Genomic DNA, 12,884 nt, shown 5'->3' with positions numbered 1-12,884 from the left:
TTACCATTGATTTAGTGTAAAGAGAGGTCAAGTTTATGATTACGACAAGAACAGCGAAACAGTGCGGACAAGCCGATTTCGGTTGGTTGCAGGCCCGCTACACCTTTTCCTTTGGACACTACTTTGACCCTAAACTCCTCGGTTACGCTTCACTGCGCGTATTGAATCAGGAAGTGCTCGCCCCGGGCGCGTCCTTCCAGCCGCGCACGTACCCTAAAGTCGATATCCTGAACCTGATCCTGGAAGGCGAGGCAGAATACCGCGATAGCGAGGGCAATCATGTCCAGGCGAAGGCTGGCGAGGCGCTGTTAATTTCCACGCAGCCAGGTATTAGCTACAGCGAGCATAACCTCAGCAAAGATAAAACGCTGACCCGCATGCAGCTGTGGCTGGATGCCTGTCCGGAGCGGGAAAATCCGCTGGTGCAAAAAATCGATCTGAAGGGCGGTAAACAGCAGCTGATTGCCTCGCCAGACGGCAGCAAAGGCAGCTTGCAGTTGCGCCAGCAGGTGTGGTTGCACCATATCGAACTGAAAAAAGGTGAACAGGCGAGCTTCCAGCTTCATGGCCCGCGTGCCTATTTGCAGTCCATTCACGGAACGGTGCATGCGGTCACGCATACTGAAGAGAAAGAAGCGCTCACCTGCGGTGACGGGGCGTTTATTCGTGACGAAGCGAATATCACCCTGGTTGCCGATACGCCGCTGCGCGCGCTGCTGATTGATTTGCCGGTTTAAGATCAACACGCCCCCTCGCTCGATCGGTTCCCTCTCCCTATGGGAGAGGGTTAGGGTGAGGGGTAACGGGTTGGATTAAATCACAACACCTTACTCGCCATAATTTCAATGATCTGCCGGTCCGTCGCCTGCATTGAGCGGCACGCCAGGGCGCACAGGTTAGAGATAGACTGTTCCACGTCGTGCGCCACAATCCCCTCGTTACCCGTCACGGCAGTATCATCCAGCGCCATCATCACGGCTTTCCAGGCGCTGGTGACGCTGGTCGAGACCTTCATTGCGCAGCTGTTAGAGGCCCCATCGCAGATCATCCCGCTCACGTCGCCGATCATACTGCCGATCGCCATGGCAATGGTCTGGTAAGATCCGCCCATCAGCCACGCCATCCCCGCCGCTGCCCCCATTCCGGCCGTTGTCGCCGCGCATAACGCGGACAAGCGCGGAAGCTGGTAGTGTATATAGATAGCCGACAGATGCGAGAGCATCAGCGCCCGCGCCAGCCGTTCGTCATCGGCCTGAACGTGCTCAGCCACCACCACTACCGGCATGGTGGCGGTGATGCCCTGATTCCCGGAACCCGAGTTGCTCATCGCCGGCAGCGTCGCGCCTCCCATGCGGGCATCCGAGGCTGCGCTGGTGCGGATAATAATGTCTGAACCCAGATCCTGCGCCATCCAGCCGCGTGCGCGCTGTTTATTGAGCGTCGCGCCAATATGCAGCCCCCAGTTGCCACGCAAACCTTCGCTGGAGAGCGCATCGTTCAGCCGCCCCGCATCGAGGATAAAGCGGATCGCGTCGAACGGCACCTGCTCTACAAACTCAAGGATCTGCGACAGCGTGGTGGTCGAGAGTACCGCCAGCGGATCGTCGTTGTTCTGGCTCTGACGATCGTCAAGCCTGAAGCGCGTTTCGCCCTGACAAACTACCTCCACCACGCGAGTGTGCCCGCCAGCGATGGTCACCGTCGCCGAGGATTCACCGACGTAAACGCAGGCGCGTGAATAAAGGATCTCCTCGCACGGCTCCTGCAATTTCACCTGCACCAGACCCGCGTTCAGCAGTGCTTTGGCGCGCGTTAGCGCCTCGGCCGACGCGTCTTTCAACACCTCCAGCCCGGCGTGTGCATTACCGCCTGTCGCCCCCAGCGCGGCCGCGATGGGTAAACCGACCATACCGGTGCCGGGCACCGTTACGCCAAGCCCGTTTTTCATCAGGTTCGGCGATACCCACGCCTCGATACGCGTCACCTCACCGTCAAGCTGTCCGGCAGCCATCGCGCACGCCAGCGCCAGCGAGACGGGTTCGGTACAGCCCAGCGCAGGCTTTACCTCTTCCTGCACAGCGCGAATAAAATGGTTCCATAAAGGATTAATTTGCTCAGACATCGTTACGACCTTATTTAACCTCATGAGAAGGCGAGGAAAGGAGAAACACAAAGCAGCAGCCCGGTAATCACAATAATCACCAGCGATACGCCTTTATATTTATGAAGTGCGGGCACTTTGTAGACCAGCCACGCCGGAATTAAGCAGCCCACCATCCCGAAAATAGGGCTACAGATGGAGGTGAAGCTCAGCACCGGCGCGTTTAACACAATCGCGCTCCAGGCCAGCAGGATAGCGAACAGCATAATCCCGCGCTGGACGGTGCTTTCATTGATTTTCTCCGCCGGCATTTTGCGGCGCAGGATGTTCATCACGATGCCCTGCGTCGCCTCACGAAAGCCGAGATAGACGCCAAAGAACGCGGTCATCACGGCAAAAATGTTGAGGATCACGCTGACGATTTTGACCCAGCCCGCACCGTCACCGCTGATGAACTGTGCTGCGATTGCCAGGGCGGAAATATTCTGCTCGTAGGCTTTTACCGCCTCGTCGTGCCCCATCGCCAGCGTAAAGGAGACCGCGTAGAAAAAGACCGTCACAAACAGCACGCCAAAAGCGATATTCATTGCCCGCAGCGCCTTATGACGCGCCACCTCTACGGATTTTTCCCGTGAACGATAGGAAATCACCATCGGGCTTAATGTCTGAATAAACAGAATGGAGGTTAAGGTGAAAGGCAGCGTAATAATGGCGTTTTTAATCAGCAGGCCCATCGACGGCAGCATACCGACGTTGGCTAAATGCCAGAGGCCAATCATCGAAAGCCCCAGCGCCGCCACCACAAATAATTTGGTCAGCACCATCAGGCTGGAGACTTTAAACAGCAATTTTTCACCGCGCGACGAAATGGCGACCAGAATGCAGATCAGGAATAAGCCGTAGAACGGATTTTCCGACAGCAAACCGTCGGTTACGCCGAAGGTGTGTAGGTAGGATGCGCTGTCGTTGGTGATAGCCGTGGAATAGACAAACATCCAGATCACCAGCATCACGAAATAAAGCGCACCCAATAAGATGCCCCAGTTTTTACCTAAATAACCGCTAATGACGCTCGGGTAATCTTTGCATTCCGGTGATTCCGCCAGCGTATTAATAAACAGGCGCTGGAACAGGTACATAGCCGGATAACCAATTATCGACGAGAGTAAAAACACCCACAGCCCCATTAACCCGACCTGCACAGGAAGAAAAACGATGCCCGCGCCGATAGCCATCCCGATACTCATGATGACCCAGCCCGTATCGGTGCTGTCGAATTTGATCGCCTCTCGCCATTCGCTTTCGCTCATTCCCGCCCGCCTTGCCGCAGGGGAATCACTCACAATCACACTGCTGTTTGTTGCCATATTCATTGGGCACTCGCTTATTTTGTAGGGTAACTGGTTGTTTTTATAAGGTTCCGATCGCCAGCGATTGCGAGTCAGAGGGTGCAGGTGTGAGTTATTGATATGGGAAGATCATATCCGGAGCGCGGGAGAAAAAAGTCACAACTTTTATAGGGATTTTCTAAAGCGAGAGAATAATATTACTTCGGGATAGCAGAAAGGAGAGTAAGTTTTCTAAAATTGACGACGTTCACAAAATTAAAAGCCTCCCCATTTGAGGAGGCTGAAGATGAAGCCTGTATTACATCGCCTGCGTAAACGTCCTCGAAATCACGTCCTGCTGCTGCTCGCGCGTCAGGGCGTTAAACCGCACCGCATAACCAGAAACGCGGATCGTCAGGTTCGGATAGTTCTCCGGATGGGCGACGGCATCCAGCAGCATCTCCCGGTTCATCACGTTGACGTTCAGGTGTTGCCCGCCCTCAATGGTCGCTTCGTGGTGGAAGTATCCGTCCAGCAGCCCGACAAGGTTGGTTTTGCGCACCGGCTCGTCCTTGCCCAGTGCCTGCGGCACGATGGAGAAGGTGTAGGAGATCCCGTCTTTGGCATAGGTGAACGGCAGCTTGGCGACCGAGGTTAACGACGCCACCGCCCCTTTTCTGTCGCGCCCGTGCATCGGGTTGGCGCCAGGCGCAAACGGCGTGCCGCCGCGACGTCCGTCCGGCGTGTTGCCGGTCTTCTGCCCGTAAACCACGTTGGAGGTGATGGTCAGGATCGACTGCGTCGGTACCGCGTTGCGGTACGTCGGCAGCGCCTGGATTTTCTTCATAAAGCGCTCAACCAGATCGCAGGCGATACTGTCCACGCGATCGTCGTTGTTGCCGTACTGCGGATAGTCGCCTTCGATGACGAAATCGACCGCCAGGCCAGTGTGGTCGCGCACCGGTTTTACCGTGGCGTACTTGATGGCCGACAGGGAATCCGCCGCCACCGACAGCCCGGCAATGCCGCAGGCCATGGTGCGGTAGACGTCCCGATCGTGCAGCGCCATCAGCGAGGCTTCGTAGCTGTATTTATCATGCATGTAGTGAATGAGATTCAGCGCGCTGATGTACTGCACCGCCAGCCAGTCCATGAAGTGATCGAGGCTCGCCATCACGGTGTCGTAATCCAGTACCTCATTCAGCAGCGGCTCGGTTTTAGGCCCCACCTGGATCTTGAGCTTCTCATCCACCCCGCCGTTGATTGCGTACAGCAGCGTTTTGGCGAGGTTGGCGCGTGCGCCGAAGAACTGCATCTGCTTGCCGATCACCATCGGGCTGACGCAGCAGGCAATGGCGTAGTCGTCGCTGTTGAAGTCGGCGCGCATCAGATCGTCGTTCTCGTATTGCAGCGAGGAGGTGACGATCGACACCTGCGCGGCGTATTTCTTGAACGCGATCGGCAGTTGTTCGGACCAGAGGATCGTCAGGTTTGGCTCCGGCGCAGGCCCCATGGTGTGCAGGGTATGCAGGTAGCGGAAGCTGTTTTTGGTCACCAGCGTACGGCCATCCAGCCCCATGCCGCCAATCACTTCCGTGGCCCAGATCGGATCGCCGGAGAAGAGCGTGTCGAACTCCGGCGTGCGCAGGAAGCGTACCATGCGGATCTTCATGATGAAGTGGTCGATCAGCTCCTGGGCCTGCACCTCATTCAGCCTTCCTGCCTGCATGTCGCGTTCAATGTAGATATCGAGGAACGAGGCCGTGCGCCCCAGCGACATCGCCCCGCCGTTCTGGGATTTCACTGCGGCAAGGTAGGCAAAGTAGACCCACTGCACCGCTTCCTGCGCATTCATCGCCGGACGTGAAATATCAAAGCCATAGTTCGCCGCCATCTGCTGGATCTGGAGCAACGCACGTTTATGCTCCGCCAGCTCCTCGCGCAGGCGGATCGTGGCCTCCAGATCTTCTCCGCGCTCCAGTTTCCCCTGGAGATCGGCGAACTGAAGTTCACGCTCGCGCACCAGATAGCTGATGCCGTACAGCGCCACGCGACGGTAGTCGCCGATGATGCGTCCGCGCCCGTAGCCGTCCGGCAGACCGGTCAGCACCCCCGATTTGCGGCAGCGCATCATCTCCGGGGAGTAAACGTCAAACACGCCCTGGTTGTGGGTTTTGCGCAGGTCTGTGAAGAGATATTCAAACTGCGGATCCATCTCGCGACCGTAGGCTTCGAACGAGCTGCGGATCATGTTGATCCCGCCGTACGGATGCAGGGCGCGCTTGAGCGGCTTGTCGGTTTGCAGGCCAACGATCGTCTCCAGCTCCTGATCAATATAGCCCGGCCCGTGCGCGGTAATAGTAGTGGCGATGTTGGTGTCAAAATCCACCGGAGCGTGAGTAGCATTCTCCTGACGAATGCCGACCATCACCTTCTGCCACAGCGCCGTCGTTGCTGGCGTCGCCTGCGCGAGGAAAGCTTCATCGCCTTCATAAGGGGTGTAGTTATGCTGAATAAAATCGCGCACGTTAATGGCGTTTTTCCATTCTTCACCGCGAAACCCGGCCCATGCGTCGCTGTAAGGCGCGACGCCCGTATCGATTGTTACTTTCATCAGATTCTCGCTTTATCAGGCGTAAGCCGCAGCCGGAGTAACCTTCCCAAGACGGAGGGCGTCCAGTGCGATCATTTTTTCTTCATTGGTAGGGATCACCGCGCAGGCCGCGCGGGACGACTCGGTGGAGATCACGCGCTCGCCCGCGCTGCCCGGCAGGGCATTTTTGGACTCGTCGAGGATGATGCCAAACACCTTAAGATGCTCCACCACCAGCGCGCGGATAAGCACGGAGTTCTCACCGATCCCGCCGGTAAACACCACGCCATCCAGACGGTGCAGGGACGCGGCATGACCGGCGATATGTCGCGCAATCCGGTGGACAAAGGTCTTTATTGCCAGCCGCGCCCGCTCGTTGCCGTCATGCCAGGCTTTCTCCAGCGCGCGCAAATCGGAGGAGATGCCAGAGATCCCCAGCAGCCCGGACTCTTTGTTGACCACGCGCTCCAGATCCTCGAACGACTGGCCGGTCTGCCGGGCAATCCACGCCATCGCGCCAAAATCCACGTCGCCGCAGCGCGTGCCCATCACCAGTCCTTCAAGCGGCGTCATCCCCATGGACGTGTCCACGCTTACGCCGTTACGCACCGCGCAGATGGACGCCCCGTTGCCGAGATGGGCAATCACCAGGCCGCTGTCATCGGGAGAGAGCCCGAGCAGCGCGTGCGCCTGCGCCGACACGTAGCGGTGAGAGGTGCCGTGGAAACCGTAGCGGCGCACGCCCAGCTCTTCAAAATAGCGGTACGGCAAGCCGTACAAATACGCCTGCGGCGCCATGGTCTGGTGGAAGCTGGTATCAAATACCGCCACCTGCTGCACGCCGGGGAACAGGCGCCCGGCGGCTTCCACGCCGCTCAGGTTGGCGTAGTTATGCAGCGGCGCCAGCGGGGAGACCTCGCGGATCTGCGCCATCACCTCTTCCGTGATCAGGGTCGACTCGCTGAAGAGGTCGCCGCCGTGGGCAATGCGATGACCAATCAAGGCCACGCTGCCCATCAGGTTGCGTTTCTCCAGCTCAAGGGCGATGGCGGCCAGCGCCCCTTCGTAGTCCTGGTGAGCCAGTCTGACCGGCTCACCCCCATTCACGGAAATAAAGGCTTTTTCTGTGTTGATGCCGTCCGCAATGCCCGTCATCAGGGCATCGCAGCCTGCGGCGTCCAGCACCGAGAACTTAACAGAGGACGATCCGCAGTTAATGACCAGTACTACCGGAAACTCAATCATGGTATGGCTCCGCTCTTCCTGAGCTTTGGTTTAAAACAGTTTGTACACGATGTTCAGAATGGTCAGCAGGCCGACCACGGTTACGAAGATGTTCTCGGTCCGGCCTTTGTATTTCGCCAGCGCAGGCGCCTTGCGGATGGCGTACATCGGCAGCAGGCACAGCAGAGAGGCGATAATTGGCGCACCCATGGCTTCAATAAGGTCCAGGATGTTCGGGTTGGCGTAGGCCACAATCCAGGTGGAGCCCATGATGAAGACCATGCTGATGGTGTTCAGCTTGCCCACGGAGACTTTCTTCTTGTCGCCCTTGTAACCGAACTTGAGGATCAGACCGTTCAGCCCCTCCAGCGTGCCCAGATAGTGGCCGAAGAAGGATTTAAAGATAGCGACCAGCGCGATGATGGAGGCGCCGTATTCCAGCACCGTGGCGAACGTGGATTTACTGCCTGACATCGACGCGAAGTGGTTCGCCAGGTAAGAGAGCACCGGAATGTTCTGCGCTTTGGCGTCCGCCATGTTCTGCGGAGAGAGCGTAAACAGGCAGCTAAAGGCGAAGAACATCACCACCGCCACCATCAGCAGGCTGGCGCGACCAATGATTTTGGAACATTTCTGCTCGGTAAACTCTTTCCCGAACTCTGGTTCGTACTCTTCGCGTTTGGAGACCACAAACGAGGAGACGATAGGCGAGAAGTTGAAGGAGAAGACCATGATGGAGATCCCCAGCCATACCGTGACCAGAATGCCGTCATGACCGGTGAAGGCGATATCGCTCAGGTTAACCTGGTCGATCACCGCCGAGTTCCAGTACGGGATCAGCGAGAGAGAAATTAACACCAGGCTGGCGATGAACGGGAACACCAGGTAGCTCATCACTTTCACCATCAGGTCTTTACCGAACCAGATAACAAAGGCCATCAGCAGCAGCAGGAACAGCGCCACCACGCCGCGGTTCAGGGCGGGCATCTGGAGCTGGTTTTCCCAGAAGGTCATAAAGGTGTTGGTAATGGTGACGCCGTAAATCCACAGCAGCGGGCAAATGGCAAAGAAGTAGAGGAAGGTGATCACCACCCCGCCGGTCTTACCAAAATGCTCCTCCACCGTTTCGGTGATGTTGCCGGAGACGTTACTGCCGGACAAACACAGACGCGCCAGTGCGCGGTGGCAGTAAAACGCAATCGGAAACGCGAGTACCAGCATCAGCAGGATAGGGATCAGGCCGCCAAAGCCTGCACGGATAGGGAAGAACAGCACGCCTGCGCCAATGGCGGTACCAAACAGGCCGAGCGTCCAGGTGGTATCCGATTTACGCCAGGTGGACGTTTTTGTCTGGCCAACGATAATGCTTTCTGTGTTGCTCATAAGTCATCCTTTATGCGTCAACGAAGCCGGTAATTTGGGAAACACGGGAGAGATCGATATTGCCGCCGGAAATAATGCAGACGGTTTTTCGGCCCTGAATATAGTGGTCCAGCTTGCCGCTTAATAACGCCGCGCACGCCAGCGCACCGGCACCTTCCGTGACCACCTTATTTCGCTGAATAAGCGCGATCATGCTGTTGCGAATCTCGTCTTCGCTGACCAGCACAATGTCATCGACTAATTCACGAACAATTTCGAAGGTTAAATTACCTGGGCGAGACACGTCGCAGCCGTCAGCTAATGTGCCGGTAACACGATGACTGGTTATTTCTCCGGCCTGATACGATGCCGCCATTCCGTGCACATTTTCAGACTGCACGCCGATAATATTGATAGTTGGGTTGATGGATTTAATTGCTGTCGCAATACCGGCAATTAAACCGCCGCCGCCGATGGGGACAATCACGTTATCCACGTCATATAAATCTTCGAGGATTTCCAGGCCGATGGTGCCCTGCCCGGCAATGACTTTCGGATCGTCGTAAGGCGGGATAAAAATGCGCCCTTCCATCTCGACGATTTCGCTCACTTTGGCGATGGTGTCGTTAAAGTTTTCGCCGTGCAGCACCACTTCGGCGGAGTAGTCGCGCGTGGCGGCAACCTTGGATTTCGGCGCGCCCATCGGCATGACCACTTTGCCGTCGATGCCGAGCATGGCGCAGGAGAGAGAGACCCCCTGCGCGTGGTTCCCTGCGGAACAGGCCACCACGCCCTTGCGTTTTTCCGCATCGGTCAGCGAGCTTAATTTATTAAACGCCCCACGTATTTTAAACGAACCGGTACGCTGCATATTTTCAAATTTCAGGAATATCTCACCCTTACACCGTTCGCTCAGATAATTCGAGCGCGGCATACCGGTTTTATAGATCTTTCCCGCCAGTCTTTTTCTGGCGTCCTGAATATCTTCAATGGTCACCGGGAGATCGTAAGTAATGTGCATAATATCCTCGTTATAATAATTCATTGTTTTCAGGCAAAGTCAGGGTATCAGAGCGTTAAAAAGCGTCGCTCCGGGTGTTTTAAATCATCATTATTTCTATCGTCGTTTTTCGATATTCATCGAAGAATATTGTTTTGCCAGTTCAACTAATACTGACGCCGATTTTTTAATACTGTAATTTTTTGACCACACGGCGGCATAACGCGCCACGGGTAATTCATCTTCCACCGGCAGAACAATAAACTGGTCCGAGCCGAATGGCGCAATCATGTCACGGGGGATCACCGTAAGGTAATCGGCATTGAGGACAAGGTTATAGATGGTGACGACGGAATCGGTCTGGACGATGTTTTCAATGCTGATGTGGTTGTCTTGCAGGGTGGTCAGGAGTTCGTTGTAGTAGCCCATATCGGTTTGCGGCATCACCCACTGCTCGTGCGTGAGCGATGCCAGTCTGGTCGGGCCGGTGCACGTTCGTGATTTACTCGCCACCAGCACAAACTCGGATTCAAACAGTGGCTCAACGTGAAGATCCTGAAGCTGCATCCCGTCGCTCAGCGTGCCGATGGCGAAATCCAGCCGGCCATCGCGAATGGCGGGCAGGAATGAAGAGAGCTGCGCTTCATACATTGAGACGCGCGCTTTCGGGAACACTTCCTTGAATTTTTTGATCATCCCGGACAGGAAGGTGAAGCCAATCAGCGACGGATAGCCAAAAGAGACGTCCATGACGGTACTGAAACTGAGGCTGTTAATCTCGCTCACCATGTTTTTCATTTCGCGGGTGATCGACTCAGCGTAGGACAGCAGCACCTGACCGGCGGCAGTGAGTTTTACGCCGGTGTTCTTACGCACCATCACTTCCACCCCAAAGTAGGATTCGATGTCGCTGATGATTTTGCTGACGGCAGGTTGCGTCAGCCCCAGTTGTCTTGCAGCAGAACCTATGGAGCCACTTTTGATGACTTCCTGAAATACCACGAGGTGCTGTGTTTTCGGTAGAATAATAGTATTCATAATATTCTGCGCTTATTTCCCTATGACGCAGCGGATTCTACCCAATATTGTTTCAGGGGGTATGTGCTGTTACTCACAATTTGCCAGGACGCTCTGTTTTCAACCGCACCCGAAATCTATTTATGTCTTTATAAATCAAATACTTATTACAATAAAAATACGCATTTACGCTGATATTGATCAATAAAAAACGCGGTAATAAATTTATTTTATGGCAATAACCAGCGTGAATTTTTTTGCCTTAAAAATATTAATAAAGGCTATCTTTCAGGCAATTAAAGGTTAATAAAACACCATTGTTCCTTTAAAACATTTTTGTGGTTTATCAACTTTACCAGGAATATTTATTCAATTTCCGGTTAAAGAGTGGGATATATCACACATTCACCAGAAGAATGTTTTTAGATTCAATATTAAATTATCAAATGAATAACATTCGGCATCACTGACTAAACATTTACAACATCTGCTCAACACTAAAATTTTCTAATTTTATAGCGTTAAATTTTGTGATTACGATCATGCGCAGCAGATGAGAGGAACACACAGTCAGGCAAATAGTGAAATGTGCTTAGCATCGCAAAATTGAGAATTAATGTCGTTTGGCGCTTCGCTTACCCGGCCTGCAACCTTTAGAAAACAAAAACCCCGCCGAAGCGGGGTTTCGTAAGAAGTTGAAGCTGACCGATAAGCCGGGTTCTGTCGTGGACAGTCATTCATCTAGGCCAGCAATCGCTCACTGGCTCAAGCAGCCTACCCGGGTTCAGTACGGGCCGTACCATGTGAACCCCTATTTGGCCTTGCTCCGGGTGGAGTTTACCGTGCCACGGACTGTTACCAGCCGCGCGGTGCGCTCTTACCGCACCCTTTCACCCTTACCTGATCCCGCTTGCGCGGGCCATCGGCGGTTTGCTCTCTGTTGCACTGGTCGTGGGTTTCCCCCCCAGGCGTTACCTGGCACCCTGCCCTGTGGAGCCCGGACTTTCCTCCCCTCCGCCCGTCTCCCCCGAAAGGGACGACGACGAAGCGGCGACTGTCTGGTCAGCTTCGGCGCGCAGTATAGAGGGTTTGCGCGCCGCTGTCACCCCTGGCTACGCATGCCTACCTGCAATGTGGCCGCGATATTCCGCGAGGCGCGGTAAATGTTGTCATATGCTCCCTGGAACGCCTCTTCCAGTGAACCGATACTGGTCAGTACGCTGAACACCGCGTCGATGCCGTACTGATGCACCACACCCACATCCTGCGTCAGACTTCCGGCAATCCCGATCACCGGCTTATGGTATTTTTTGGCGACGCTCGCCACGCCGACGGGCACTTTGCCATTAATGCTCTGGCTGTCGATGCGCCCTTCCCCGGTCAGCACCCACGTGCAATCGTGAATATGTTCTTCAAGATTGAGCGCCTGAGTGACAATCTCGATGCCGCTTTTCAGCTCAGCGCCCAGGAAGGCCATCAGCGCCGCGCCCATGCCGCCCGCGGCGCCAGCCCCCGGAACCCGGTTGACGTCAATGCGCAGCGATTTTTTGATCACCCCGGCGTAGTGGCTAAGATTGGCGTCGAGTTCGAGGATCATCTCCTCCGTGGCGCCTTTTTGCGGGCCAAAGATACGCGACGCGCCGCTTTCACCGACCAGCGGATTCGTCACGTCACAGGCGACGCGGATTGCGCATCCCTGAAGACGCGGATCGAGATCGGAAATATCAATCCGGTTAAGCGCCATCAGGCTGCCGCCGCCGTAGCCGATCTCCGTCCCGTTCGCATCCGTAAACTTCGCGCCCAGCGCCTGCATCATACCCGCGCCCCCATCGTTGGTTGCGCTCCCGCCGATACCGATAATGATGTTGCGCGCGCCTTTATCCAGCGCGCTGAGGATCAGCTCCCCCGTCCCGCGCGACGTCGTGACCAGCGGGTTACGCTGCGCGGGAGGAACAAGCACCAGGCCGCTGGCGGCGGCCATCTCGATAAACGCGGTGGTACCGTCGCCCGAGATCCCCCAACTGGCCTTCACCTTTTCCCCTAACGGGCCGGTGACGACAGCCTGCTGCCAGGTGCCCTGCGTCGCAGCGATCATCGCTTCAACCGTACCTTCTCCGCCGTCAGCAACGGGAACAGACACGTAATGAGCGTCGGGGAAAATTTCCCGAAATCCTTTTTCTATCGCCTGCGCCACCTCGGTGGCAGACAGGCTTTCTTTATAAGAGTCTGGCGCGATTACGATTTTCATAGTTGTATGCC

Annotated in this window: 9 protein-coding genes and 1 other RNA gene; 1 reads left to right on the top strand and 9 read right to left on the bottom strand. The window is 55.6% G+C overall.

What is annotated here, in order from left to right:
- Nucleotides 1-35 precede the first annotated feature (35 nt).
- Nucleotides 36-737, top strand: coding sequence for a pirin family protein (locus tag ACWKXX_RS11370; protein WP_017382430.1), 702 nt, complete (start codon nucleotides 36-38; stop codon nucleotides 735-737).
- Nucleotides 738-817: 80 nt separating this feature from the next.
- Here the strand turns inward: ACWKXX_RS11370 and ACWKXX_RS11365 are convergent, their stop codons facing one another.
- The 9 genes from ACWKXX_RS11365 to garK all read right to left on the bottom strand — a co-directional run bounded on the left by ACWKXX_RS11365 (nucleotide 818) and on the right by garK (nucleotide 12,873).
- Nucleotides 818-2,122 (bottom strand): L-cysteine desulfidase family protein, encoded by a 1,305-nt coding sequence (locus ACWKXX_RS11365; RefSeq protein ID WP_163358953.1) that lies wholly within the window; start codon nucleotides 2,120-2,122, stop codon nucleotides 818-820.
- 20 nt (nucleotides 2,123-2,142) lie between these two features.
- Nucleotides 2,143-3,474, bottom strand: a complete 1,332-nt coding sequence (locus ACWKXX_RS11360; RefSeq protein WP_163358954.1) for an SLC5/6 family protein — start codon at nucleotides 3,472-3,474, stop codon at nucleotides 2,143-2,145.
- A 274-nt stretch (nucleotides 3,475-3,748) separates the two neighbouring features.
- Nucleotides 3,749-6,043: a formate C-acetyltransferase gene (gene pflB / locus ACWKXX_RS11355; RefSeq protein WP_033487675.1), complete on the bottom strand. Its 2,295-nt coding sequence runs from the start codon at nucleotides 6,041-6,043 to the stop codon at nucleotides 3,749-3,751.
- Nucleotides 6,044-6,058: 15 nt separating this feature from the next.
- A complete protein-coding gene (gene tdcD / locus ACWKXX_RS11350; protein WP_045344033.1) occupies nucleotides 6,059-7,267 on the bottom strand; it encodes a propionate kinase in 1,209 nt (402 codons plus the stop codon).
- A gap of 30 nt (nucleotides 7,268-7,297) precedes the next feature.
- Nucleotides 7,298-8,629: a threonine/serine transporter TdcC gene (tdcC, locus tag ACWKXX_RS11345; protein WP_006812083.1), complete on the bottom strand. Its 1,332-nt coding sequence runs from the start codon at nucleotides 8,627-8,629 to the stop codon at nucleotides 7,298-7,300.
- Nucleotides 8,630-8,639: 10 nt separating this feature from the next.
- Nucleotides 8,640-9,629 (bottom strand): bifunctional threonine ammonia-lyase/L-serine ammonia-lyase TdcB, encoded by a 990-nt coding sequence (gene tdcB / locus ACWKXX_RS11340; protein WP_023304478.1) that lies wholly within the window; start codon nucleotides 9,627-9,629, stop codon nucleotides 8,640-8,642.
- Nucleotides 9,630-9,725: 96 nt separating this feature from the next.
- Nucleotides 9,726-10,646, bottom strand: a complete 921-nt coding sequence (tdcA, locus tag ACWKXX_RS11335; protein WP_006812085.1) for a transcriptional regulator TdcA — start codon at nucleotides 10,644-10,646, stop codon at nucleotides 9,726-9,728.
- Nucleotides 10,647-11,318: 672 nt separating this feature from the next.
- Nucleotides 11,319-11,695, bottom strand: an RNA gene (rnpB, locus tag ACWKXX_RS11330) — RNase P RNA component class A.
- A 32-nt stretch (nucleotides 11,696-11,727) separates the two neighbouring features.
- Nucleotides 11,728-12,873 carry a glycerate 2-kinase gene (garK, locus tag ACWKXX_RS11325; protein WP_032672038.1) on the bottom strand — a complete coding sequence of 382 codons (1,146 nt, stop codon included), beginning with the start codon at nucleotides 12,871-12,873 and terminating at the stop codon, nucleotides 11,728-11,730.
- Between the last annotated feature and the right edge of the window lie 11 nt (nucleotides 12,874-12,884).

Source organism: Enterobacter sp. UPMP2061 (genome assembly GCF_053709615.1).
Note: the sequence above shows the minus strand (reverse complement) of the source record. Positions and strands in the feature narration are given on the sequence as shown.